24 protein-coding genes are annotated in these 22,980 nt (G+C 55.2%); 15 read left to right on the top strand and 9 right to left on the bottom strand.

Translation table 11 applies throughout. From position 1 onward, the window contains the following. Positions 1-214: 214 nt before the first annotated feature. Positions 215-1,540: a four-carbon acid sugar kinase family protein gene (locus H6G13_RS19805; protein WP_190486028.1), complete on the bottom strand. Its 1,326-nt coding sequence runs from the start codon at positions 1,538-1,540 to the stop codon at positions 215-217. A gap of 291 nt (positions 1,541-1,831) precedes the next feature. On the opposite strand from H6G13_RS19805, the gene H6G13_RS19800 reads away from it, so the two are divergent. Both H6G13_RS19800 and speA read left to right on the top strand, forming a co-directional pair. After that, the gene (locus H6G13_RS19800; RefSeq protein ID WP_190486026.1) at positions 1,832-2,779 is read left to right on the top strand and encodes a LysR family transcriptional regulator; all 948 of its coding nucleotides are present in this window, start codon (positions 1,832-1,834) and stop codon (positions 2,777-2,779) included. A 145-nt stretch (positions 2,780-2,924) separates the two neighbouring features. Continuing rightward, positions 2,925-4,913, top strand: coding sequence for a biosynthetic arginine decarboxylase (gene speA / locus H6G13_RS19795; protein ID WP_190486024.1), 1,989 nt, complete (start codon positions 2,925-2,927; stop codon positions 4,911-4,913). Between the two features lie 98 nt (positions 4,914-5,011). On the opposite strand, the gene H6G13_RS19790 is transcribed toward speA, so the two are convergent. Both H6G13_RS19790 and H6G13_RS19785 read right to left on the bottom strand, forming a co-directional pair. Continuing rightward, positions 5,012-5,653 carry an ABC transporter permease gene (locus tag H6G13_RS19790; RefSeq protein WP_190486022.1) on the bottom strand — a complete coding sequence of 214 codons (642 nt, stop codon included), beginning with the start codon at positions 5,651-5,653 and terminating at the stop codon, positions 5,012-5,014. A gap of 179 nt (positions 5,654-5,832) precedes the next feature. Continuing rightward, positions 5,833-6,090 (bottom strand): hypothetical protein, encoded by a 258-nt coding sequence (locus H6G13_RS19785; protein ID WP_190486020.1) that lies wholly within the window; start codon positions 6,088-6,090, stop codon positions 5,833-5,835. 168 nt (positions 6,091-6,258) lie between these two features. On the opposite strand from H6G13_RS19785, the gene H6G13_RS19780 reads away from it, so the two are divergent. Next, complete coding sequence (locus H6G13_RS19780; RefSeq protein ID WP_190486018.1) at positions 6,259-6,759, top strand: hypothetical protein; 501 nt, start codon at positions 6,259-6,261, stop codon at positions 6,757-6,759. Positions 6,760-6,854: 95 nt separating this feature from the next. Here H6G13_RS19780 and glmM read toward each other — a convergent pair whose 3' ends face one another. Continuing rightward, a complete protein-coding gene (gene glmM, locus H6G13_RS19775) occupies positions 6,855-8,330 on the bottom strand; it encodes a phosphoglucosamine mutase (RefSeq protein ID WP_190486016.1) in 1,476 nt (491 codons plus the stop codon). 91 nt (positions 8,331-8,421) lie between these two features. Between glmM and H6G13_RS19770 the strand changes: the two genes are divergently transcribed. From H6G13_RS19770 to H6G13_RS19755, 4 genes are all read left to right on the top strand, one after another. Further along, entirely contained in the window at positions 8,422-8,889 is a 468-nt protein-coding gene (locus tag H6G13_RS19770) for a DUF309 domain-containing protein (protein WP_199306480.1), read from the top strand. A gap of 215 nt (positions 8,890-9,104) precedes the next feature. After that, positions 9,105-9,653, top strand: a complete 549-nt coding sequence (locus H6G13_RS19765; RefSeq protein WP_190486014.1) for an LptA/OstA family protein — start codon at positions 9,105-9,107, stop codon at positions 9,651-9,653. 100 nt (positions 9,654-9,753) lie between these two features. Then, a complete protein-coding gene (gene lptB / locus H6G13_RS19760; protein ID WP_190486012.1) occupies positions 9,754-10,482 on the top strand; it encodes an LPS export ABC transporter ATP-binding protein in 729 nt (242 codons plus the stop codon). 123 nt (positions 10,483-10,605) lie between these two features. Next, positions 10,606-11,712, top strand: coding sequence for an LptF/LptG family permease (locus H6G13_RS19755; RefSeq protein ID WP_190486124.1), 1,107 nt, complete (start codon positions 10,606-10,608; stop codon positions 11,710-11,712). Positions 11,713-11,826: 114 nt separating this feature from the next. Here H6G13_RS19755 and H6G13_RS19750 read toward each other — a convergent pair whose 3' ends face one another. Next, positions 11,827-12,351 carry a hypothetical protein gene (locus tag H6G13_RS19750; RefSeq protein WP_190486011.1) on the bottom strand — a complete coding sequence of 175 codons (525 nt, stop codon included), beginning with the start codon at positions 12,349-12,351 and terminating at the stop codon, positions 11,827-11,829. A 206-nt stretch (positions 12,352-12,557) separates the two neighbouring features. On the opposite strand from H6G13_RS19750, the gene dxs reads away from it, so the two are divergent. Both dxs and mtnA read left to right on the top strand, forming a co-directional pair. After that, the gene (gene dxs / locus H6G13_RS19745) at positions 12,558-14,465 is read left to right on the top strand and encodes a 1-deoxy-D-xylulose-5-phosphate synthase (protein ID WP_190486009.1); all 1,908 of its coding nucleotides are present in this window, start codon (positions 12,558-12,560) and stop codon (positions 14,463-14,465) included. Between the two features lie 252 nt (positions 14,466-14,717). Further along, positions 14,718-15,782, top strand: coding sequence for an S-methyl-5-thioribose-1-phosphate isomerase (gene mtnA, locus H6G13_RS19740; protein ID WP_190486006.1), 1,065 nt, complete (start codon positions 14,718-14,720; stop codon positions 15,780-15,782). A 5-nt stretch (positions 15,783-15,787) separates the two neighbouring features. On the opposite strand, the gene H6G13_RS19735 is transcribed toward mtnA, so the two are convergent. Next, positions 15,788-16,951: a pyridoxal phosphate-dependent aminotransferase gene (locus H6G13_RS19735; protein ID WP_190486004.1), complete on the bottom strand. Its 1,164-nt coding sequence runs from the start codon at positions 16,949-16,951 to the stop codon at positions 15,788-15,790. Positions 16,952-17,191: 240 nt separating this feature from the next. Beyond that, positions 17,192-17,746, bottom strand: coding sequence for a hypothetical protein (locus tag H6G13_RS19730; protein ID WP_190486002.1), 555 nt, complete (start codon positions 17,744-17,746; stop codon positions 17,192-17,194). A gap of 401 nt (positions 17,747-18,147) precedes the next feature. Here H6G13_RS19730 and H6G13_RS19725 point away from each other — a divergent pair, with 401 nt between their 5' ends. The 4 genes from H6G13_RS19725 to H6G13_RS19710 all read left to right on the top strand — a co-directional run bounded on the left by H6G13_RS19725 (position 18,148) and on the right by H6G13_RS19710 (position 20,544). Continuing rightward, positions 18,148-18,849, top strand: coding sequence for a hypothetical protein (locus tag H6G13_RS19725; RefSeq protein ID WP_190486000.1), 702 nt, complete (start codon positions 18,148-18,150; stop codon positions 18,847-18,849). After that, positions 18,846-19,076 carry a DUF167 domain-containing protein gene (locus H6G13_RS19720; protein WP_190485998.1) on the top strand — a complete coding sequence of 77 codons (231 nt, stop codon included), beginning with the start codon at positions 18,846-18,848 and terminating at the stop codon, positions 19,074-19,076. The genes H6G13_RS19725 and H6G13_RS19720 overlap by 4 nt, the downstream gene beginning before the upstream one ends. 74 nt (positions 19,077-19,150) lie before the next feature. Continuing rightward, positions 19,151-19,771, top strand: a complete 621-nt coding sequence (locus H6G13_RS19715; protein WP_190485996.1) for a molybdenum cofactor guanylyltransferase — start codon at positions 19,151-19,153, stop codon at positions 19,769-19,771. A 134-nt stretch (positions 19,772-19,905) separates the two neighbouring features. Next, positions 19,906-20,544 (top strand): hypothetical protein, encoded by a 639-nt coding sequence (locus H6G13_RS19710; RefSeq protein WP_190485994.1) that lies wholly within the window; start codon positions 19,906-19,908, stop codon positions 20,542-20,544. A 181-nt stretch (positions 20,545-20,725) separates the two neighbouring features. On the opposite strand, the gene dps is transcribed toward H6G13_RS19710, so the two are convergent. Both dps and H6G13_RS19700 read right to left on the bottom strand, forming a co-directional pair. Then, positions 20,726-21,256: a DNA starvation/stationary phase protection protein Dps gene (gene dps, locus H6G13_RS19705; RefSeq protein ID WP_190485991.1), complete on the bottom strand. Its 531-nt coding sequence runs from the start codon at positions 21,254-21,256 to the stop codon at positions 20,726-20,728. Between the two features lie 143 nt (positions 21,257-21,399). Next, positions 21,400-21,861, bottom strand: coding sequence for a GNAT family N-acetyltransferase (locus H6G13_RS19700; protein WP_190485989.1), 462 nt, complete (start codon positions 21,859-21,861; stop codon positions 21,400-21,402). Positions 21,862-22,140: 279 nt separating this feature from the next. On the opposite strand from H6G13_RS19700, the gene H6G13_RS19695 reads away from it, so the two are divergent. After that, positions 22,141-22,704, top strand: a complete 564-nt coding sequence (locus tag H6G13_RS19695) for a DUF2808 domain-containing protein (protein ID WP_190485988.1) — start codon at positions 22,141-22,143, stop codon at positions 22,702-22,704. A gap of 77 nt (positions 22,705-22,781) precedes the next feature. Beyond that, positions 22,782-22,919: a 50S ribosomal protein L34 gene (rpmH, locus tag H6G13_RS19690; RefSeq protein WP_190485985.1), complete on the top strand. Its 138-nt coding sequence runs from the start codon at positions 22,782-22,784 to the stop codon at positions 22,917-22,919. The last annotated feature ends 61 nt before the right edge of the window (positions 22,920-22,980 follow it).

Here is a 22,980-nt window from a genome sequence, read left to right as displayed (position 1 = left end):
GGGACGCGGGGACGCGGAGAGGATGGGGAAGGTGAGGGAGATTGGGGAGATTGGGGAGATTGGGGAGATTGGGGAGATTGGGAGATGGGTAGATGAATGGCTACAGAGATGTGAAAAAACTCTTAGCTCTGGCTCCCTCACCTTCCCTATCTCCCCCACTCTTCTTCCCCGCTCCCCCTCCCCGCATCGTCTTATTCTCTCTCCCCACGTTGTCCTACCCCACCTCTGCCAAGCGTCGATAGACCGTTGCCAAAGCGTGCTCATCGCCGACGTTGCCAGGGAATAGCACGACGGGCAGGTTAGGAAACTGGGGATGGCTCTCTGGGGTTCTGACGATGGAAACGCCGGGCAGAATTTGACCCAGCAGGCGGGCGGTTCTTAGGGTTAGTCCGGTGCTGAGGGTGTCGTTGGAGGTAATGCCGCCCTTGCTGATGAGAAAGCCGATGGCCTCTGGCAGTCCTTGCACAATGTTCATGAGCAGGGCTGATACCTGCACGCCAAAGTCTAGCCGTGCTTGGATGGAATCAAAGGCTAACTCTTCTCGGCTGGTGTAGATGGCAGGTGTTTTGCCCTCAGCATGAATGGCATGAACTTGCTCAAGCACGCTTTGCAGCAGGGCCTGTTGGGTATCTGCGTCGCCCTGGCGGAGTTTTTCTATGGCTACCTCAAGGCCAACGATGCCGGGTTCCTGAAGCAGTTCAGTGAGTTGCTGGGTGGTCTTCTTGACGTGAGAGCCAATGATAACTGCTCCGGGTTGGCCTGCTCGCACATAGGTTCGCATATGGTCGGCATCGACTGGCTGGGTTGGCAGGGCAGCTAGGGCAGTGAGGATGCTAGCAGCGCTGCGAAACAGGAAGCGCTTGCCCTGAGCAGCAGCGGTCAGGACATCTTGAGCAAACTGATTCAAGTCGGTTTGGGTTTCGCCATCAACCGCGCAGCAAACGTTGCTCTGGAGCTGCATCAGGCGATCGAGAGAGCCCGCTCGGATGTCGGCCAGCAAAAACCGCTGCACTTCATCGGCTTTGATGCGGCCCTGGGTCTTTTCCTCAGCGTAGTCGGGCAGGTAGCTGTAGCTGTAGCCAAAGACGGAATCTTTGGCAAATTCGGTTTCGTGAACTGGCGTAGGTACGCCGTTGACAATTAGATAGTGAGTGCTATCTCGGGTGATGCGGCCGCCTTCGAAAAAGGCAGGAATTAGAAAGTGGGCATCGAAGGGGCCTAGTTCGGCTGCGATCGCATCCGTCTCTACCGGATAGTGCCCCCGCAAAGTTGAGTCGGAGCGGCTGACCACCAGGAATTCTTGAATCTTTTCTAGCTCCAGGGCAATTTTGAGGTTGTGGCACACTTCTCGCGTGACCTGATCCGCCTCTTCTGGCGTGCGGGCGCGCGTATTGGTGAGAACAAAGAAGATCGGCGAACTGTCTTGTAGACCCAGCCGCAGAGTATCCACATCCCACTGCAGCAGCAGCAAGCAGCTATGAACGGTTTGAGACCCGGTCGGATCATCATCTAGAACGATAATTTTCGGCTGGCCTGTCATGGCGCTTCTCGCTGAAACCTCTCCTCACACTATTGCCTAAGGCGGAACCCTAGCCAAGGCATTGGCTAAAGTCAGCGATAGGAATTCCTCGAAGCTGCCATAGACTTTTCTGGATTCCTTACTAGCTAGTCACTTCAGCCTTCCTGACGAGCAAAGCTCAAGGCCAAGGAAATTAGGGGGGTTAGCCTTCTGAGCTTGAGGGGTCAGGCTAATATGCAGCATGGGCATAAATTAGGGCTGGCAAAACAGTTCCCCACTTCCCTGCTTAGGTGAGGTTCAGGAGAAGTCTACATGGGTGAGGGATATCCGCATCGAATGAAGCTGTCGCAGCTGCGGGCGCTGGTAGCAATTGCTGACACCGGCTCTTTTAGCGATGCCGCGCTACAAATGGACCTGTCGCAGTCGGCGGTGAGCCATGCGATCGCAACCCTAGAAGAAGAGCTAGGCGTAATTCTTCTCAGCCGGGGACGACAGGGCGCGGTCCTCACACCAATTGGCGAGCAGATCACGGAAGATGCCCGTCAGATTATGCAATCCCTAGACAACATTGGTCGCAAAGCCCATCTCTCTAAGGGGCTCACAAGCGGCCAGGTTCGAATTGCCGCCTTTCGCAGCGTCGCCACCCACATTCTGCCAGAAGTGATCCAGCACTTTCGCCAGAAATACCCTGGCATCAGCGTCGCCATTGACGAGTACCAGCACTACAACCAGGCCGAAGACGACCTGCGCCAGGGCCGGGCCGACATTGGCTTTACCTACCTGCCCACCAGCCCTGAGTTTGAGGCTTGGGAAGTACTGCACGATCGCTACATTATTCTACTGCCGCCCTCCCAACAGCCACCGCCCCACCCCTTCACCTGGGAGGAACTGGCCGCCCACCCCCTAATTTTAGGCCCCAACTACGATGGCGATCGCGAGTATATTGAGCGTCACCTAGCCCGCCACGGACAGCACCTGCAGCCTGCCTATATGGTTAAGGAAGACTCCACTATTCTGGGGATGGTGAGAAGTGGGCTAGGCGCTTCCATCATGGCCCGCCTGGCTGCCGAACCTATTCCTGAAGGCGTCCAGATTGCTAGCCTGCCTAATCCTCTAGCGCGTATCATCGGCGCGATTGTGTTGGCTGATGCCCTACAGCCACCTGCCGTTTTCGCTTTTCTAGACACGTTGAAGGCGTTTTACCGTCCCCCTTTAGGCCACGAAACCACAGATGAAAACACCTCAACCTCTTCCAAGTAGGTCGATAGAAATCAACATTTAGATGGGCCTGTCATGGGTCAGCTGTCTTCTGTCTTTTGTTACAATTTGAGCGCACTATAGCAGCAGTTCTATTCGATCTGCTGGCTCTAGTCATGAACCTTGACAGTGGGAGAACATGGGTACTATGGACGCAACTGAACAACGGCTGAGACGGGAACAGCGTTCTAAAAAAGTAGCCCTAGACTCCTTAGAAACGCCTGCTCTCCCTGCGCCCAAGCAGCAGAAGTGGACGATTGAAAATAGCGAAGAGCTGTACCGCATTCAAGGATGGGGCGACCCTTACTTTTCAATCAACGCGGCGGGTCATATCACAGTGTCGCCTCAAGCCGATCGGGGCGGTTCGCTCGATCTGTTTGAGCTAGTTGAATCGCTCAAGCAACGCAACCTCAGCCTGCCGATCTTAATCCGGTTCTCGGATATTTTGGAAGACCGGATCGAGCGACTGAATGCGTGCTTTTCCAAAGCCATCGCTCGCTACAACTACGATGGCGTTTATCGGGGCGTATTTCCGGTCAAATGCAATCAGCAGCGGCACTTAGTTGAAGACTTAGTGCGCTTCGGTAAGCCCCACCAGTTTGGGCTAGAAGCCGGGTCTAAAGCGGAGCTGTTGATTGCGCTGGCGACCCTCAACACACCCGGTTCTCTGCTGGTCTGCAATGGCTACAAGGATCGGGAATACGTCGAAACTGCGATGTTGGGTCAGCGGATTGGGCAGCTGCCGATTATCGTACTGGAGCAGGTGGAAGAGGTAGAACTGGCGATTGAGGCCAGTCGCCATCTGGGCATTCGACCTATCCTGGGCGTGCGGGCCAAACTCAGCAACAAAGGCGTCGGCCGCTGGGGCGGATCTGCCGGAGATCGGGCTAAGTTTGGGCTCACGATTCTAGAAATTCTCAATGTGGTGGAGCGGCTGAAGCAGGCGGACATGCTGGACTGTCTGCAGCTGCTGCATTTTCATATCGGCTCTCAAATTTCTGCCATTAGCGTGGTCAAAGACGCACTGAGGGAAGCCTGTCAGGTCTATGTGGAGCTGGCTTCGCTGGGGGCCAATATGCAGTACCTGGACGTGGGCGGCGGACTGGGGGTGGACTACGACGGCTCTAAGACCAACTTCTATGCTTCTAAAAACTACAGCACCCAAAACTACGCGAACGACGTAGTGGCTGAGGTCAAGGAAGCCTGTAAAGCCCGCGAGCTGCCCGTACCCACGCTGATTAGTGAGAGTGGACGTGCGATCGCATCTCATCAGTCCGTTCTTGTCTTTGATGTTCTAGGCACTAGCAGCGTCCCTACCGAAAACACGATTGAGCCGCCAAGCGAAGAAGAGCACGCCATCGTTCAGGAGCTGTATGAAACCTACCAGGGTATTCACCTGAACAACTACCAGGAAGCTTACAACGACGCCATCCAGTTTAAGGACGAGGCGATTAGTTTATTTAACTTCGGCTATCTCAGGCTAACCGACCGGGCTAAGATAGAGCGCCTATTTTGGGCCTGCTGCCGCAAGATTCAGGACATTGTGCGCAACGAGGAGTATGTGCCCGATGACCTAGAAGACCTAGACAGAATGATGGCTTCGATCTACTACATCAATATGTCCGTCTTCCAGTCGGTGCCCGATACCTGGGCCATTGATCAGCTGTTTCCGATCATGCCCATTCACCGCCTCAATGAAGAACCCACCTGTCGCGGCACCCTGGCCGACCTGACCTGTGACAGCGACGGCAAAATTGACCAGTTCATTGACCTGCGCGACGTTAAGCATGTGATGGAGCTGCATTCGCTCAAGCCTGCAGAGCCCTACTATTTAGGCCTGTTTTTAGGCGGGGCCTATCAGGAAATCATGGGCAGTCTGCACAACCTGTTTGGCGACACCAACACCGTTCACATCCACCTAACGCCCAAGGGCTACCAGATCGAGCATGTCGTCAAGGGCGACACGATGAAGGAAGTGCTGAGCTACGTCCAGTACGACTCCGAGGATCTGATCGAAAATATCCGTCGCCGCACTGAGCAGGCGCTCCAAGACCGCAGAATCACCCTGCAAGAGTCTCAGCTCCTGCTGCAGCACTATGAGCACAGCATGAGTCGGTATACGTATCTGTCGCCTTAAAGAGCTATGGGGGCAGACGCAGAGAAGAGGGGAACGCGGGGACGCAGAAGAGGGATCTGACTTCTCTCTGTCGCTCGCCTAAGCGGCAACGTGAGCAGCTAGGCGGTGGGGGGTTGAACAGCTCTTTGTAGGGCACTTAAACTGACCTCGGCGATTAGGGCCAGCAGCGCTACCGGCACAGCACCAATCAGCAGAATGGCCGGATCGTAGACAGCAAAGCCCAAGACTACAAAAGTTCCTAATCCGCCTGCCCCAACAAAAGCGGCCAGCGTCGCACTGGCAATTACTTCAACAGCAGCTGTCTTGATGCCAGCAATCACAACTGGCAGCGCTAGAGGAATCTCTACCCGGCGCAGAATGTCGGCCGGCGGCATGCCCATGCCTGTAGCCGCTTCTCGAATGGCCGGGTCGATGGTGCGAAAAGCCACATCCGTACTGATCAAGATAGGCGGCATCACCAGCAGGGTCAGGGCCAGTACAGCTGACCAAAAGCTCAAGCCAAAATAGGGAATTGCCAAAAACAGCACCGCCAGACTGGGGATCACCCGTAAGGCATTAAAGCTGTTGATCATGACCGCCGAGACAACTTGAGAGCGCGCACTCCAAAGCCCCAACGGTAGCCCTACCAGCAGCCCCACTGCTAAGGGCAAAAAGACCAGCCCCAGGTGCTGCTGAAAGGCCGTTGTGAAGCGATCTAAGTTTTCCAGGGTGTAGGTGTAGGCGGAGTGGAATAGGGACATGGAGGCGGGGGAGATAGGGGCAGGGAGGAGAAAGCAGGGAGACGGGGACACGGGGACGCGTAGAGGTGGGGAAGATAGGGAAGCGGGTCTAGTCAAAAAGTCTTTTCTTTTCTATAGCTGTCCTATTGTTCGAGACACGTCTACTGTGCAGACCAGAGCAATGTCTTACCTTCTGCCTTCTACCCTTCACCCTCTTCCTTCAGCTTCGCAGCAATCGCGTCTTCGATCCAGGCTTTGAGTGTGGCGTTGTCGGCTTTGGACTGCCAGCCGACGGCTTGACGCAGGGCTTGGTCTAGGCTGACGGGGAGGCGAAGTGCGATCGCATCGCCCCGCTTCTCCTGGTACATACTGGCAAATCGCCCTGCTTCTCCGCGCGGCTGGTTCAGCCTGAGTTCAGAATGGGCCTCGATGCTAGGTTCAAATCTGTCCTGTTTCATACCCCTCACTCACCCAGTCGTGCTATCCGTACTTTAGCAAAAGAGTGTATCACCAAAACCGTGTAACGCGGCATCCGCAAGCCCCTAAATGGCGGTAAGCCGAACGGCGTTACACGGGAAATCTTCCGTGTAACGCGGCATAATAGATATACAGAGTTTTAATTACCGATGGCTACTCGCTCGACCATGCTCTACTCAGCCGCCGCAGTTCGGCGGATGCTGGGGCTGAGTCCATCAACCCCAGTACAGCTACGAGAATTTTTCAAAGTCATTTGGGTTGCTGTAAAGGGACAGCGCCCTACTTTCATTTCCAAAGCTCAAATGAAGTCGCACTTCGTTCAACACCGTCAGGCTGAGGCGGCTCAGCTCCAAGTCACCGACTGGCTGCGCGACCCAGGGCAGTTCACAGTGACAAACCCTGAGTCTCAGTCTCGCCACCAGGTCTCTTGTCTACGCGATCGCCTTGAGTGCGATTGTGAAGATTACTACTGGCAGAGGCAAGCCTTTGGGCGAGGCTGCTGCAAACATGGGTACGCCGTATTGAACTACCTAGGCTTTGATTCCTTGCGAACTTACCTTAAAGAAGAGCAGCGACAGGCTGAGGAAGAAACCCCCGCCCGTCCAACTAAACCGGCTTACCCCCGGCAGCTCAATTTGTTGGCCAGCTAGGGCTGCTTCTAGGCACTTGTTGTATCCAGGTGTATTCAGCGAGGGAATGAGAGTATTTCAGGCGGCGGAACTACTGACTTCCGCCGCCTTGTTCATCAAACGGCCAGGTAACGGGTCACCATTGCAGAGATGCGATTGGTCCAAAGGTCTACCAGTTCCCGATTAGCAGCCTCAACCATGACCCGGATTACCGGCTCGGTGCCGGAAGGGCGTACCAGCACCCGGCCCTGTTCACCCATTGCCTGTTCAGCTTCGGCAACGGCCTTAACAACAGGGTCGCAGTCCTGCCAATGTAGCCGCCGCTCCCGGTCTTCCACCCGGATATTTTGTAGCCGCTGTGGATAAGTTTCAAAGCTCTGATCCACCAAAGCAGCTAGGGAACCCCCCAAATCTCGGACCAGAGAAGCCAGGTGCAGTGCTGTGAGAATGCCGTCGCCGGTCATGCTGTAGTGGTGGCAAAGAATATGGCCCGACTGTTCGCCGCCCAGCTTAGCGCCCCGCTTCACCATCTCGGCATGGACGTGCTGATCACCCACCTGAGTCCGCACCAGCTGACCACCCAACCCCTTCCAGGCTCGCTCAAACCCTAGATTGGCCATCACAGTAGAGATAATGGTGCTGCCAGGCAGGTTGTGGGCTTCGTTTAACCGCTTGCCCCAGAAGTAAAGAATATAGTCACCATCAACGACGCGCCCTCGGGCATCCACGGCAATCACCCGATCAGCATCGCCATCAAAGGCAAAGCCGACATCGGCTCCGTGAAGCTGAACCGCTGCTTTTAGGGGTTCTAGATGGGTAGAGCCACAGTTGACGTTAATGCGATCGCCATCGGGCAAACCATGAATACCAATGACTTCAGCGCCCGTCGCTTCAAATACCGGCACAGCCAGGCGAGTAGCGGCTCCCCAGGCCATGTCAAGCACAATCCGCATACCCTGCAAATTGAGGCCAGGCTGCAGCGGTTCGTGGAGAAAAGAGACGTAGCGGTTCACCAATTCAGGGCGATGGTAGCAGCGGCCCCATGATGAATCCACCTCTCCCGGCACAATCATGCCGAAGCGGAGCGCTTGCTCAATCTGGGCCTGCAGCGAACTACTGAGCTTAGTACCCTCAGCCCCAAAGAACTTAATACCATTGTCTTCGGGAGGGTTGTGGCTGGCCGAAATCATGACGCCTCCCAGCGCCTTACAGGCGTCGGTCAGGTAGGCCACAGTCGCGGTAGGGCAGAGGCCTAAGTTCCAGACCTCCAGGCCCGCAGAGGTCAAACCTGCTGTCAGCGCTGCCGCGAGCATATCGCCGGAGTTGCGTGAGTCTTGGCCCAAAATAACTGGAGCAGCCTGGTTCTGCTGAGCGCGTAGCACCTGCCCCGCCCAGTAGCCAATCTGCATTGCCAAGGGCGCACTTAGCAGGTCTCCCGCCTTGCCTCGGATACCGTCTGTACCAAAGAGCGGGGACTTAGGCAAATCGAGAACCCCCCAGCTAAGACCTTCAGAGCTATTTGGGGTATTTAAGGAAATCTCAGCCGGATCAGCGGCAATACCACCCGCTGGTTTAATTGGGGAACTTACCATAATAAGTATTTACACTCCTCACCACACACTGGAGAATAGCACCTCTGATTTAGGATGAACCTACAAATCTGTGCCAGTTTTAGCGAGCATTATGTCTGAAGTTGACCTGAGTTCGCCTCCCCCTGAGGAATTTTTAGCGGGCATTGAGCAATTCAATCAGGGAGAGTACTATGCCTGCCACGACACGCTGGAGGCGATCTGGATGACGGCTCCAGTGTTCGAAAAGCCTTTTTACCAGGGAATTTTGCAATCCGCTGTAGCCCTGTACCACTTGGGCAACCACAACTGGCGGGGGGCCGCTATTCTGCTGGGAGAAAGTTTACAGCGGCTGCAGCAGTACGAACCCGAATACCAGGGGGTCGACGTCACCGAGTTGGTAGATTCTGGGTTTGCCTGGTTAGAGGCACTGCAGACGTTGGGGCCAGAGCAGGTCAGGGTCATGGCTAATGCCGTTACACCTGGGCTCACCCCGATTAAAATTAGAGAATTCGACCTTACTCTACCTCCCCTACACATTTCGCTGACAGATCACTCTAGTACAGATAGTTCTGGTAGCTAGGGATAGCTGGCGATTTAACCTAACCGATAGAAAATGCCAAAAGTATGCACTGTCTGATGAGATCCGAGATAGCTGATTAAAAAACTTAATAAGAGCTTCAAAGTGACAATTTTTCAGGGGTCCATATCGCCGTGGATGAAACTGTCTGAAACTGGTATCGTCAAAGGATACAAACCGCATCAATAACGCTCCGGAGTAGCCAGTTGTCTTCCCCTATGGCCCGTGGTTTTCGCCGGTATTACCCCACTCTCTTGTCTCTCGGAATGCTGCTGTCGCTGGGGCTGGGCAGTGCTGTATCTCTGTTGCCTCCCCGGGCCCAGGCTCAGACAGGAGGGGCCATTACACTTCGCGCCGATGTCCAGGAAGCTAATGCGGCAACTGGCGTGATTAGCGCTAGAGGCAATGTCAAAGTCGAGTATCCGGCTCAGGATATCTATGCCACATCAGCCCAGGCTCAGTACTTCAGTAATGAGCGGCGGCTTGTTTTGAGCGGCGATGTCGTGGTGTTGCAGGAGGGTAACCGCCTGCGAGCCGAGACAGTCACCTATCTGATTGATGAGGATCGCTTTGTCGCCCTGCCCCAGCCTAACCAGCAGGTCGAAACTATTTACGTGTTGCCAGAACCCAGCCCAGCTGCCGCTAGCCAACCTGCCGCTCCGCCCACTTTGGTACAGCCTGCGCCAGAACCGCCCCGGTCGTTGGAGGTCAGCCCAGTTGGACCCACCACTCCTGATACCAGTGCCCCCCTCAATCCAGCTCGATAGCTGTCTAGAGCGGGCTACTGTGCTGCTGGTTTACAATGCTACACAACAAGCTTGATACAATTATCCAGCTTTGAATTAAATTAATTCTCCAGCCGTTCCCTTGAAAATCATCCTAGAAGCTGTTCAAAAGACTTACGGGAAGCGCCAGGTGGTCAACCAGGTGAGTCTTTCTGTAGCCCAAGGAGAGATTGTTGGCCTGCTGGGGCCAAATGGGGCAGGCAAGACGACTACGTTCTATATTGCGACTGGTCTAGAGCGGCCCGATGTGGGGCGGGTTTGCCTTGACCAGATTGACATTACCGATTTGCCAATGCACGAGCGGGCTCGCCTGGGTATTGGCTACTTGGCTCAGGAACCCAGCATCTTTCGCAATCTGTCGGTTAAAGACAATATTTTGCTGGTGATGCAGCAAACCAAAGTCCCCGCCGAGGAGTTTGATGCCAGACTGCGAAATTTGCTGAAGGAGTTTCGCCTGGAAAAGGTTGCCAAGACCCTGGGGGTTCAGGTATCGGGAGGGGAGCGGCGGCGAACAGAATTGGCAAGGGCGATCGCAGCTGGAGTTGATGGGCCAAAGTTTCTTTTTCTAGATGAGCCCTTTGCCGGAGTTGATCCCATTGCCGTGTCTGAGATTCAAGAGATTGTCAGCCAGCTGCGCGATCGCAACATGGGCATTCTCATCACAGACCACAATGTTCGCGAGACGCTGAGCATCATTGATCGGGCTTACATCATGAGCGAAGGCCAGATCTTAGCTGCTGGCAACGCCGACGACCTGTATAACAATCCTCTCGTGCGAGAGCACTACCTGGGCAAAGACTTCAAGCTTTAGCCTGGTTTCTTTTACGCCGCTTCGTCTTGCTTATTTATTGTCCGCAAGGGATTTTCGATGGCAACCAGCACGCCTCCTCTGCCTGATTTTCGCCGCTGGGCCTGGCTGCCCGGCATTTCCCTGATGGATCGCTACATCGCCAGGGAACTCACGCTGCCCTTTTTCTTTGGGGTAGGTGCATTTTCGTCTATCGGCATTTCCATCGGGGCGCTGTTTGAGCTGATCCGGCGAGTCACTGAGTCGGGTCTTGCCGTCACCCTAGCCATTCAAATCTTCGCTCTGAAGCTGCCGGAGTTTATCGTTCTGGCCTTCCCTATGTCTACCCTGCTGTCGACCATGATGACCTACAGCCGGTTATCTAGCGACAGCGAGCTAATTGCCCTGCGGGGGTGCGGCGTGAGTGTGCGGCGCATTATTGCCCCGGCGGTAGTGCTGAGTATGCTGGTCACTGGGCTAACTTTTCTCTTTAATGAGCTGATTACCCCAGCCGCCAACTACCAGGCCGCGATCACCCTAGAGCAGGCCCTCAACTCAGAGCGCCCGCCGTTTCAGGAACGCAACATTTTCTACCAGGAGTTTCAGCCCGCCTCAGACAACAGCGATGCTCAAGAGCTAAAGCGATTGTTCTACGCCCGCAGGTTCGATGGCGAAACGATGTATGGCCTGACCATTCTCGATTTCTCCCAAAAGGGGCTAAATCAGGTCGTTAGCTCCGAGGCAGCCACCTGGGATTTTGGCAAAAACACCTGGAATTTCTATAACGGCACGATTTACGTCGTGTCGCCCGACGGCTCTTTTCGCAATATTGTTACCTTTGACAACCAGGAACTGCAGCTGCCGCGCACGCCCTTAGATTTAGCGTCGCGCACCAAAAATGACACCGAGATGAACATTGCCGAAGCTACCCGCCAGCTAGATTTGGTGCGCAAGAGCGGTGATGAACGCAGCATTCGCCGCTGGGAAACTCGGATTCAGCAGAAGTATGCGCTGCCTTTTGTCTGTGTTGTGTTCGGCTTGGTGGGGGCTTCAATTGGCGTCCGGCCCCAGCGCACCAGTAAGGCCACCAGCTTTGGGGTCAGCATTGTGATTATCTTCGGCTACTACCTGCTGTCTTTCATCACCAATGCGATGGGTGAAGTCGGATTTTTGTCGCCGTTCTTGGCTGCCTGGCTGCCTACGCTGCTGGGATCGGTGGCAGGGGTTTTCCTATTGCTCAAAGCTTCCCGCTAGGCTTTTTTGGGCAAACGTTGAGAGGCTTGGGGTTGGCTCCTCACGCCCTTTAGGTGACCGCAGAGATACAGTTGATTGGGTCTCTACGGTCACCGATATCGGTTGAGGCTGGCGCTATTGGGCTGGAATTAAGGTAGGGGCCAGTCCGACAGGCCGATACCCAGCGCTAATGCACTGGTTGAGAGACTCTACCAGCCCCAAACCCGCCCCATCGCTAAGGCCCACTACGCAGGAGGAGTAGCGCTCAGGCAAAATGCTTAAACGGCAGTTGTTTAGCACTTCTGAGGAATTGGTGACGGCTAGAGCCGTATGGATGTTGGTGACACAGGTAGCCAGTTCTCGGGGGCGGCGATCGCGGCTGCAGGCAGATAAAGCCGACAGGGCTGACACATCAGCTACATCCACCACTCCTGTGACACAGGTCGAAACGTCTACAGGACGTAAGGTAGTGCCGCAGGCGTTAGCGGCGATAGCAGCTTCAATGCCTGCCGTGACCAGATCTCGGGCGCAGGATTCATAGTCGTTAGCAGCCGCTGGTCGTTGCCCTGCGAAGGAAAGGGGAGCAGCCATCAGAGCTGCGATCGCAAAGTGTATTGCAGGCCACTGGAAGGGGACTGAGGAGAACCGAGAATGAACCATAACAGAACGTTAAAGGTTATATCGCTTGATTAACGAGCATCAACCCCGGTTACACGGTGTTGATTAATGAGAACAACGGTGATCTAAGAGCCGCTACAGTGATTCTTGCACACTCCGTTGGAAAGCATCCTTTCTCGTTGCGCGAATCTTCTACAGTGAAGGTTAGCAGGAAATTCCAATTTGCATGACTCAGAGGATAATTCAGTATGCACCTGAGTGAATTAACTCACCCCAACCAACTGCACGGTCTATCCATTCGTCAGCTGGAGGAAATCGGCCGCCAGATCCGGGAAAAGCACCTGGAGACAGTCGCTACTAGCGGTGGGCACCTGGGGCCAGGTCTAGGAGTCGTAGAACTGACCCTAGGCCTCTATCAAACCCTTGATTTAGACCGAGATAAGGTGGTTTGGGACGTCGGGCACCAGGCATATCCTCACAAGCTGTTGACCGGGCGTTACAGCAATTTTCATACTCTGCGGCAAAAAGATGGGGTGGCGGGCTACCTCAAGCGCAGCGAGAGTAAGTTTGATCACTTCGGGGCTGGCCATGCCTCCACCAGCATCTCTGCGGCTCTGGGAATGGCAATGGCCCGTGACCTGCAGGGCGATGATTACAAGGTTGTCGCCATCATCGGTGACGGTGCCTTAACCGGGGGCATGGCCCTAGAGGCCATCAATCACGCCGGACATTTGCCCAACACCAACCTGGTCGTGGTGCTCAACGACAACGAGATGTCAATCTCCCCCAATGTGGGGGCCATTCCCCGCTATCTGAACAAGATTCGCCTCAGCCCGCCCATGCAGTTCCTGACAGACAACCTAGAGGAGCAGTTTAAGCATCTGCCCTTTGTCGGTGAGTCTCTCTCTCCCGAGCTGAGCCGGGTCAAGGAAGGCATGAAGCGGTTAGCAGTGCCCAAAGTGGGTGCCGTATTTGAGGAGCTGGGCTTTACCTACATGGGGCCGGTGGATGGCCACAATCTAGAGGAACTAATCAGCACCTTTAAGCAGGCCCACAAACACATCGGCCCAGTGCTGGTGCATGTGGCCACGACTAAGGGCAAGGGCTATGCGATCGCAGAAAAAGATCAGGTTGGCTACCACGCCCAATCGCCCTTCAACCTTGCTACTGGCAAGGGCGTTCCCTCCACCAAACCCAAGCCGCCCGGCTACTCCAAAGTCTTTGCCGAAACTCTGATCAAGCTGGCCGAAGACAATCCCAAAATTGTCGGCATCACCGCTGCGATGGCCACCGGAACTGGGCTTGATAAGCTCCAGGCCAAGCTGCCCAAGCAGTACATTGACGTGGGCATTGCTGAGCAGCACGCCGTCACCCTAGCCGCTGGTTTGGCCTGCGAGGGCATCCGTCCTGTTGTCGCCATTTACTCCACCTTCCTACAGCGGGCCTTTGATCAGATCATTCACGACGTCTGCATTCAGAAAGTCCCCGTCTTTTTCTGCCTAGATCGGGCAGGCATCGTCGGTGCAGATGGCCCTACCCACCAAGGCATGTACGACATTGCCTACCTACGCTCCATTCCCAACATGGTGTTAATGGCCCCCAAAGATGAGGCTGAGCTGCAGCGCATGGTCGTCACCGGCATTGGCTACACTCAAGGCCCTATTGCGATGCGCTACCCCCGAGGCAACGGCTACGGCGTGCCTCTCATGGAGGAGGGCTGGGAACCCCTGCCCATCGGCAAGGGAGAGCAACTGCGCCGGGGCGAAGACATTCTCCTGGTTGGCTATGGCTCTATGGTCAATCCGGCTATGCAAACCGCCGAGATCCTCAGCGAGCACGGCATTGAGGCGACGGTGGTTAACGCCCGCTTTGCTAAGCCCCTCGACACCGAGCTGATTTTGCCCCTAGCCAAGGAAATTGGCCGAGTGGTGACGCTAGAAGAAGGGTGCATCGTGGGCGGCTTTGGCAGCGGCCTAGCTGAAGCGCTGTTAGATGCCCAGGTGAATGTTCCAGTGTTGCGCCTAGGTATTCCTGATTTGCTGGTCGATCATGCTACGCCAGAAGAATCTAAGGCTGAGTTGGGCCTAACTCCGGCTCAAATGGCTGCTAAAATTCTGGCGACCTTTGCGGTCGAAAAGCCGGTTCTGCGGGTTTAGACGCGGAGGGGGGGAGGCACGGAGACGTGGGGACGCGGGGAACCTGTAAGAGAGGTGTCTGTGTCCTGCCCCCTTTATGCGAAAACTAGGGAGGCCAGATGGGGAAGGTGAGGGAGATGGGAAAGCAAGGGTCTGAAGAATCAAGGCTTTGCTGCTCTATCTTCTCAACTGCCCCTGTCTCCTTTCTTGACAGGCTGACAGAAAACTCCATACTGGGGTCAGTTCCTCGTTTTTTAGCGGCCTGGGTTGCCTATGATTGAGACCTCCGATACCCACGTTTTTCCGGTTCGTTGGCAGCGGGATCAGATTATCTTGATTGACCAGCGGCGGTTGCCCAACGAGTATTCAGTCGTCGCAATTCATCGCTGTGAAGATGTCGTTCGGGCGATCCGGTCCCGCATCGTTCAAGGCAGTTCTGCGCTGGGCATTGCGGCTGCTTACGGCATCTATCTGGGTGCCTGCGAGATTAACACAGAAGACCGCAGTGCCTTTTTGGAACGGTTAGAGGCCATCTGCGAGACGCTGAAAAATGTCCGGCCGGACAAAGAGAATTTGCGCTGGGCTGTGGTTCGGATGCTGCGGCAGGCTCAGACGGCAGAGGGTTCTGTGGCAGAGGTAAGGACACACCTGCTGGCTGCTGCCCAGGCCATTCAAGCTGAGGACTTTCTCACGTGCCATGCCATTGGCGATCATGGGGTCGCCGCTCTGCCCGACTCCCCAGCTCAGCTCACCCTCTATACGCACTGCAACCACGGGGCGCTGGCCACCTCTGGCTACGGCACCTCCCTTGGGGTAGTGCGCTCTGCCTGGCGCGAGGGCCGGTTAGCAGGCGTCTATGCGGGCGAGACTCGACCCAATTTTCAGGGATCGCGATTGACTGCTTGGGAATGTGTTCAGGAAAAAATCCCGGTTACGATCGTGACTGACAGCATGGCAGCTTACTGCATCCAGCAGGGCTTGATTCACGCCGTTTTGGTGGGCGCAGATCGAATTGCCGCTAACGGCGACACGATCAACAAGATTGGCACCTATAGTCTGGCTCTGGCAGCCAAGGCTCACAACGTTCCCTTTTTCGTTGCGGCTCCCCTGTCAACTGTGGATTTTGCCCTAGAGTCGGGGCAGGATATCAGCGTCTCAGAAGGGCCCGCCGAGGCAATCTACAGCGTTGGCGAAATGGTTACCGCTCCCGAGGGAGCTAGGTATTACAATCCCTCTGCCGACGTCACTCCAGCTAACCTGATTACCGCATTTATTACCGAGCAGGGTGCGATCGCACCCTCCCAGCTGATCCACTGTCGGGTGGGGGTTCAGCCCTAGCCGTTCTACAGCTGCTTTACGGCTTGGGCTATTCGCTCTAGGGCGATGTGAATGTTCTCTAATGAGTTGGCGTAAGACACCCGCAGATAGCCCTGCCCATACTGGCCAAAAGAGCTGCCTGCCAATAGGGCAACGCCCGCTTTTTCGAGCAGGTGGTCGGCCAGTTCTCGGTCCCCCAACGGCAGACCCTGGACGTTGGGAAAGGCGTAGAACGCGCCCTGCGGCAGGCGGCAGGAGATCCCCTCAATGGCGTTTAGCCCTGCTACAATCGCGTCTCGCCGCCGCTGAAACTCGCTGACCATCTCCTCTACAAAGGTTTGTGGCCCAGTCAACGCCGCAACTCCAGCTATTTGGGTGAACGAAGCAGTGCAGGAGTTGGAGTTGATCATCAGCTGCTCTAACTTTTGAGCTACCGTCAACGGGGCAACGGCGTAACCTAGCCGCCAGCCAGTCATTGCGTAGGTCTTGGAGAAGCCCTCTAGCAAGATCGTTCGCTCGGGCATTCCCGGCAGGCTAAGAATGCTGTGATGCTCAGCCTCATAGAGCATGCGAGAGTAGATCTCGTCAGCTAGAACATAGAAGTCGTGCTGCTGCGCTAAATGTGCGATCGCACCCAAATCTTCCTGCGTCAGCACGCCTCCAGTCGGGTTTTGAGGTGAATTTAAGATCAGCAGCTTGGTGCGATCTGTGATCCGGGCCTGCAGATCCTCTACTCGAAAGCGAAAGTCCACCGCTTCTAACAGGGGCAGGGGCACAGCCTGGCCGCCGACAAAGTTAATCACCGACTCGTAAATAGGAAACCCAGGGTTGGGGTAAATTACCTCGTCACCCGCCTCAATCAGGGCCAACAGCGTGAAGAAAATAACCGGCTTAGCCCCCGGCATCACAACTACCTGCTCTGGCTGAACCGAGATTCGACGGGTTGCAGCAATGTGATCTGCGATCGCAGCTCTTAAATCAGGCAGCCCTGCCGCTGGGCCGTAACCCGTATATCCAGCCTGCATCGCTCGGTAGGCCGCCGCACAAATTGGCTCAGCCGTCTTAAAATCGGGCTGACCAATCTCCAGGTGAATCACCGAACGCCCCTCGGCCTCTAAGCGTTTGGCCCGAGCCAGCACCTCAAAGGCCGATTCAGTCCCTAAACGCGCCATCCGGGCCGCAAAGTTCATAGCCCCTCCCAGACAATAAGCATCGGTTTGTGTACGCACATTAGCAAAGTTTCGCCTAGCCAGAAACGAGCGAATGGAGAGCCTTTTGAAAAGCGGGGACGTGGGAAGTCAGGGAAGGTGGGGAAGTGAGGGGAGGGTTTGGCAAAAGACTTTCACAACGTTCTCCCAATCTTCTATCCGTCCAAGGCAGTGGCCACACTAACCCCTTTGACCCTATACCCTTTGCCCTTTACCCTCTGCCTACATACCCACCCGCTCTAGCAGCGCAGTAGATGGCCGCTGAGTCTGCGCTCTATTAGCCTCGGGCAAAGCCAGCATAGGGGATCGACGAGAGCGGGTGCGCGTGGGTGCAGCTTCTTCTAGCAGTCCCATTTGATAGAACTCCAGCAGCGCTAGCCCAACGCTTAGCAGCAGTCCCCCAATGCCCAGTACAAACAGCACCAGCGCCAGCGGAATCAGCCAGTTGCCGCCCATCAGCGTTCGTAATGCCAGGCTAAAAACGCTGCTCACGAGTGCCAGCAAAACTACGTGCATTACTAGCGCGCTGTGGCGGGTGAGGCGGTAGCGGGCCTGGATCTGTAGTCGCAGCTGCCGCTGGTGGGCGATTTGATCCAGGCTGTGCCCCTCGGCCCCTCTCAGGTGGGCCATGCGCCGCTGGTGAGCCTGCAGTTGGGTTGAGATCGCACTGTGCCGCAGCCACACCACGCCCCACCAGGCCAGTGAGATCGCCATCATCAGCGCCGAGTTGAGGATGAGCTGAATCAGCTGAGTCGTTTGTTCCACGGTGATTGCCATAGCCAGCCCTCAAAATTAGAACAAATGTACTGAATTTTCTGCTATTTCTCAAGGGTCTTCAACAAACCGTCATGGCCTGTTGGGAAGGTGAGGGGCTGATTGACATCCTCTCTGGCCTAAAGGCGCGGGGATTCGCTGAAAACGGCATCACGCCGGATCCAAACAGGCGGACGGTTCATTGCAAACAACAGCATTAGAACATCCTCGGCGCGTTTGAACATTGCTGAACACTGCTGAACATTCGGAAAACAATGCAAAAGTATTTGACTTTTCGGCACGAGCGGAGGATTATGGGCGCATTCAGGTCGCCCGTCAACCTTTTAGGGGTTCTTTCCAGCGTATTGGCGACTGTGGCGAGAGTAGTCGCTAGCTAGCCGCCCCTCTCCCGAGGGCTTTAACCCATGCTGCCAATCAAATCCAAATCCCCCGTTGTGCAATACCTGTTGACTGCCCTCCTCGTCATCCTGGGGCTAATGGTGCTCAAAGCGTTGGTAGCGTGGACGGCTGAGGTATTTCTTCACCCCATTCCGATTTTGGGAGGCTGGTTAAAGAGCCTAGAAATTGTTGAATTCATCAACGTGGTAGTGTTTGCTGTGCTGGGGTTTAGTCTGGGAGCGGCCACGATGTACTTTCCGCCTCGCCTGCCCCTTTGGAAAAAATCGCTGGTTCTTGCGATCGCAATTCCCCTCGTCTTCTTTAGCAGTTACTGGGTGCGGCAAACCCTCTGGCTCAACCAGATATCAGCCTCTTCAGAACTAAATTTTGGCCAAGCGAACCAAATTGCTAATCGGGCGCTTAAAAGTGCTAGCGGCAGCGATGGCTTTTGGGGGTATTTCCGCTACACCACTCAGATGCCCATCCTGCCAACCACGCTGGAAGGGCTGCAGCGCCTGACCGACGATCAAAAGTGGTTTCGCTCGGAGCTAACTCGATTTAGCGGCGTACAGCCGGGAATCTTTTCGCTGATATTCAACGGGGCTGGCTGGGGCATTCGGCTTTTTCTCATGCTGGTGTCGGTACTGACCGCCGTGATTTATTTCATCAAAGGCTTGGCTTGGGCCGATGCGATGCGCCTGCGTCGCCTTGCTGCTGGGCCGTCATGAGCATTTTGGAAGTCCAGGTCAAACCCAACACCAAGCAGCAGAAAATTGACAAGACAGATGCGGGCATTTGGGTTGTTTATCTGCGCTCTCCCCCCGTTGACGGCAAGGCCAATAAAGAACTGATTCAGCTAATCGCCAAAGAACTGGGCCTACCCAAATCTCGGATTTCCATCAAAGCAGGGGCTAATTCTCGCCGAAAATGGGTCGAGGTTTTGGTAGAACCTTGACAAGGAGAGAGGCCAACCGTTCGCAAATTGCCTATCCTGAGCTCAAGTAACCCATTCCCCTCCCCAATAACGCTATGGCTCAAGTCACTGCTCTCATTCTGGCCGGGGGACAAAGCTCACGCATGGGGTACGACAAAGCCCTGATTGACGTGGAGGGAACGCCCTTACTCGGGCGCACCTGTGAAGTTGCGTTGGCCTGCACCCCCACGGTCAAAGTTGTCACGCCCTGGCCAGATCGTTACCAAGCAGTGGTACCTGCTGCCGTTACCTTTGTGCAGGAGCAGTTTTTGCCGCAGGAAGTGCCCCAGTCCCACGGTCCCCTAGTGGGGTTGGCCCAAGGGCTGGCCCAGGTTGAGTCAGAGTGGGTGATGGTCTTAGCCTGTGATTTGCCTCATCTCAAGGCCGCTGTCCTACAGACCTGGGCGCACCAGCTAGAGAGCCTACCGCCATCCACTCTGGCCTACCTGCCTCAACTCAAAGGCCGCTGGGAACCGCTCTGTGGATTCTATCGGCAAAGCTGTCTGCCTCACCTAGAAGCATTTATTCAAACTGGGGGTCGATCGTTTCAGCGGTGGCTAGACCATCAGCCCGTGACCGTTATTGCCGACGCTGATCCCGCTCTGCTGTTTAACCTCAATACTCCTGGAGATGTTGCCAGCCTGCAGCAAATGACTTCGGCATCAGGAAAGATTTAAGGAAAAAACCAGGGAGAACCCTTGAGGAAGAACCTTGAGCGGCCGCTCTTTGACGACTAAACGATAAAAAAACGTCTGAGGAAAAGGGATTCCCTAAACCGAAGGCAAATTCCCCTGCGACTGGAGACATTGCAATGCTTGATTGGATTACCGGCAAAAAAGTTCGCCTCAACCTGTCCTTAAGCCCGGCTTGTTTGGAGGCGCTAGATGCGATCGCAGATCACACGCAGCTAAACCGCTCCGAAGTCATCGAGCACTTGACTCAAGGCACCCTAGCCCTAAACAGCGATACCGCCACCACCTGCTTTAAAGCATCTCCAGAGGGCGTTTCTCTAGATAGCTCAGCCACCGCACCGCCTACTTCAGCACCCACAGCGTTAGCAGCACCGCCGCCAGATCCTGTCGCCCAGGCAGCCGAACCTGACACCAAACCCTCGCTCGAGCCAGTTCAGAAAACCGCCAGCCAAAAAATCTCCGAGCAAGACGGCCCTAGCCCAGTTCAACCAATGCCAGGGCAAAGCACCGAAGTCGAACAGCTCCAGCGCCAGATCAGCTACCTCAACCAGCAGCTTACCAGCCTGAAAGCAGCGCTATCCCAGGAGCGGCAGTCACAGTCGGCCCAGCAGGCAGAGCACCTTGCGTTGTCTCAACAGTCCCGTCAACAGCAGCAGCAGCTCGAAGAACTGGAGAAACAGCTAGATCAGCTGCGCTCAATGGCCACCATCGGTGAATCTTTTATCAACCGTTGGCAGCGTCAACGCTATTCCCAGTAGCAAACTCAGTCGCAAACCCAGAGAATAAAAACAAAAAACGGAGCCACAGCAGCGCTGTAGCTCCATCAACCGTTGGGAGTGTTCTAAAAAACCAGATCGAGCCTAACAAAGAAAAACCGGTAAGCAGAGGCTAGCCCTCTCTACGTCTCCGCGTCCCCTGTCTCCATCCAACCCCTAGCGCCTAGGCCAAATCAGCCTTCTTCACTAGGTGTGCCTCCAAGAACCAGAGACGCTTGTCAATGGTACGAGAGATCTCGGTATAGAGGTCAGCCGTATCGGCGTCGCCTGCGTTGTCAGACTCGTCAATGGCTTCCCGTAGGTGCTTGGCATAGACCGCAAACCGCTCGGCCAGCGCCGTTACGTGGTCCGCCCCATCAATAGCCTCTAGCGGATACTCCGGCAAGATCGACTCTGCCGCTGCAATGCGGGCCGTGCCCAGAGCGGTGCCGCCTAGCGCGGTGACTCGCTCAGCTACCATATCAACATATTCTTCAAGCTCTGAGGCGAGTTCATCAAACAGCTCATGGAGTTGGTAAAAGTCCATGCCTTTGACGTTCCAGTGGGCCTGTTTGCTCTGGGTTTTGAGATCCAGGGTGGCTGCTAGGGTCTGGTTGAGCAGGTTCACAACTTGCGATCGCACCTCCACCGGCAGATCGATGCGAGTGGGGTAGAAACGCCGGGCAGCCTCAGTTTTAGTCGGGGTTGCAACCATAGAAATCTTCTCCAAAGAATTGGCAAGCGATCGGGCTAATCCACACTTGCCTGAATACTATCACTCAAACTGAATGTTCACCTCTTAATCATAGTCGTTATGACTACGACTTGCAATCTGGCTGCCCTATTTCCAGAAACTCCCTAAAACAGAGCCTCAAAGACCTGATATCCAGCGGGTTTCATGCCCAGCGCAGTATAGGTAGATTGGGCCGAGTGATTCGCTGCCTCTACGTACAGCCGCAGACCGCAGGCTTCCTCTGCTTGAGCCCACTCGCGCACCTGGGCATAGAGCTGCTTAAAAAGGCCCTGCCGCCGGTAGTCTGGATGGACGTATACACTCTGAATCCACCAGATCAGGCCGTTGCGCCAGTCGCTCCATTCGTAGGTAATCAGCAAACACCCAGCCAAGCCTGTCTGCGTCTCGACCACGGTATAGAAACCATATTGGGGCTGGTGCATTAGCGACACTACACCGGCTCCCACAGTTGCCGCATCCAGCGCTTTGCCCTCGGTTTCCTGAGCCATTGCCAGGTTAAATTGTGCGATCGCATCACCATCCGCCAGCGTAGCCCGGCGAACTTGGGCCGTTATCTCAACTGTCATAAATCCCTTACCGCTCACTCTGCCTCTTAGGATAGGCTGCAGCAATCCCCGCTGTTTGCTCTATAGAGAACGGCTGAACAAATGGTAGGATCCGACTTGTCAAGGGCGAAGTTGGATCGACCCTGTGTTTCGTTAAAGCTTGCTCTTAGTGTCCTTAGGGGAGAGAGCCTTGACCTGGGCACCTTTGGGACAAAAGCAACGTCATCGCATCAGCGGGAAGAATTGACAATCCCTCTATTTGCCTATCCCTGCTCGTTTTTTCTTGGGAGTTATGGACTTATGACAATTAAACTCAAGTCTCGCGCTGCCGCTGTAGGCCTAATCACGTTGGGGCTTGCGATCGCAACGGGTTTCGCGCCAATGATCTCTAGCCGCCTCATGGCACAAGAGACCACTAGCGGCATCACCATCTTTGGCGGCCTCGCCCCTGAAAACCGGCTGGCCTACAGCATTGACCGCAATCGACCCAGCAGCCCCAATGCCCGCTACTACCTGCGAGTTGCCAACAACAAGCTGCCTCGCGAGGTACTAGAGATGGAAATCACCTACCCAGAGACTTTTCAGGGCCAGTTCAACGCTGACAACATCGAATTGCGCCAAGGCCGCTACCGCGGAGACTCCGTTATTCCCGTTGATGACGTGATCTGGGACGAGGCCAACCGCCGCATCGAGATTTACCCCAGCGAACCCATCCCGGCCCGCTCCAACCTAGTCGTGGTGATCTCCAACGTTCAAAATCCTCGGCGATTTGGCGTCCACTACTTCAACTTGAAAATGATGTATCAAGGCGACGTCATTCGACAGTATGCTGGCACCTGGCCCTTAGAAGTTTCTGCCGAATAGCTATGGTAGCCAGCCTCTAGAGTGCTACAATTCTCATTTGTGACTTTTTAGAGATTTGGCGTACGGGAGACTGATCAATGACTAAGCGCACCCTAGAAGGGACCAACCGAAAACAGAAACGAACCTCAGGGTTTCGGGCCAGAATGAGAACTTCAAATGGACAGAACGTAATCAAAGCCCGTCGCCGCAAGGGTCGGGCTCGTCTGGCCGTGTAATCTCCTGAGTGCTGCAAATGTCCTTGTTACACCCAGCCCCCTTTGGGAAAATGGGTAGGAC

It is taken from the genome of Pseudanabaena sp. FACHB-2040 (assembly GCF_014696715.1).
In the GTDB taxonomy this organism is placed as follows: Bacteria; Cyanobacteriota; Cyanobacteriia; order Phormidesmidales; family Phormidesmidaceae; genus JACVSF01.
This window is presented reverse-complemented; position numbering and strand designations above follow the sequence as displayed.

What these genes read in the sequence shown, in the direction of transcription:
- H6G13_RS19805 (WP_190486028.1), bottom strand. Translation starts at nt 1,540, where the DNA reads ATGACAGGCCAGCCGAAAATTATCGTTCTAGATGATGATCCGACCGGG.
- H6G13_RS19800 (WP_190486026.1), top strand. Translation starts at nt 1,832, where the DNA reads ATGGGTGAGGGATATCCGCATCGAATGAAGCTGTCGCAGCTGCGGGCG.
- speA (WP_190486024.1), top strand. Translation starts at nt 2,925, where the DNA reads ATGGACGCAACTGAACAACGGCTGAGACGGGAACAGCGTTCTAAAAAA.
- H6G13_RS19790 (WP_190486022.1), bottom strand. Translation starts at nt 5,653, where the DNA reads ATGTCCCTATTCCACTCCGCCTACACCTACACCCTGGAAAACTTAGAT.
- H6G13_RS19785 (WP_190486020.1), bottom strand. Translation starts at nt 6,090, where the DNA reads ATGAAACAGGACAGATTTGAACCTAGCATCGAGGCCCATTCTGAACTC.
- H6G13_RS19780 (WP_190486018.1), top strand. Translation starts at nt 6,259, where the DNA reads ATGGCTACTCGCTCGACCATGCTCTACTCAGCCGCCGCAGTTCGGCGG.
- glmM (WP_190486016.1), bottom strand. Translation starts at nt 8,330, where the DNA reads ATGGTAAGTTCCCCAATTAAACCAGCGGGTGGTATTGCCGCTGATCCG.
- H6G13_RS19770 (WP_199306480.1), top strand. Translation starts at nt 8,422, where the DNA reads ATGTCTGAAGTTGACCTGAGTTCGCCTCCCCCTGAGGAATTTTTAGCG.
- H6G13_RS19765 (WP_190486014.1), top strand. Translation starts at nt 9,105, where the DNA reads ATGGCCCGTGGTTTTCGCCGGTATTACCCCACTCTCTTGTCTCTCGGA.
- H6G13_RS19755 (WP_190486124.1), top strand. Translation starts at nt 10,606, where the DNA reads ATGGATCGCTACATCGCCAGGGAACTCACGCTGCCCTTTTTCTTTGGG.
- H6G13_RS19750 (WP_190486011.1), bottom strand. Translation starts at nt 12,351, where the DNA reads ATGGTTCATTCTCGGTTCTCCTCAGTCCCCTTCCAGTGGCCTGCAATA.
- dxs (WP_190486009.1), top strand. Translation starts at nt 12,558, where the DNA reads ATGCACCTGAGTGAATTAACTCACCCCAACCAACTGCACGGTCTATCC.
- mtnA (WP_190486006.1), top strand. Translation starts at nt 14,718, where the DNA reads ATGATTGAGACCTCCGATACCCACGTTTTTCCGGTTCGTTGGCAGCGG.
- H6G13_RS19735 (WP_190486004.1), bottom strand. Translation starts at nt 16,951, where the DNA reads ATGAACTTTGCGGCCCGGATGGCGCGTTTAGGGACTGAATCGGCCTTT.
- H6G13_RS19730 (WP_190486002.1), bottom strand. Translation starts at nt 17,746, where the DNA reads ATGGCAATCACCGTGGAACAAACGACTCAGCTGATTCAGCTCATCCTC.
- H6G13_RS19725 (WP_190486000.1), top strand. Translation starts at nt 18,148, where the DNA reads ATGCTGCCAATCAAATCCAAATCCCCCGTTGTGCAATACCTGTTGACT.
- H6G13_RS19720 (WP_190485998.1), top strand. Translation starts at nt 18,846, where the DNA reads ATGAGCATTTTGGAAGTCCAGGTCAAACCCAACACCAAGCAGCAGAAA.
- H6G13_RS19715 (WP_190485996.1), top strand. Translation starts at nt 19,151, where the DNA reads ATGGCTCAAGTCACTGCTCTCATTCTGGCCGGGGGACAAAGCTCACGC.
- H6G13_RS19710 (WP_190485994.1), top strand. Translation starts at nt 19,906, where the DNA reads ATGCTTGATTGGATTACCGGCAAAAAAGTTCGCCTCAACCTGTCCTTA.
- dps (WP_190485991.1), bottom strand. Translation starts at nt 21,256, where the DNA reads ATGGTTGCAACCCCGACTAAAACTGAGGCTGCCCGGCGTTTCTACCCC.
- H6G13_RS19700 (WP_190485989.1), bottom strand. Translation starts at nt 21,861, where the DNA reads ATGACAGTTGAGATAACGGCCCAAGTTCGCCGGGCTACGCTGGCGGAT.
- H6G13_RS19695 (WP_190485988.1), top strand. Translation starts at nt 22,141, where the DNA reads ATGACAATTAAACTCAAGTCTCGCGCTGCCGCTGTAGGCCTAATCACG.
- rpmH (WP_190485985.1), top strand. Translation starts at nt 22,782, where the DNA reads ATGACTAAGCGCACCCTAGAAGGGACCAACCGAAAACAGAAACGAACC.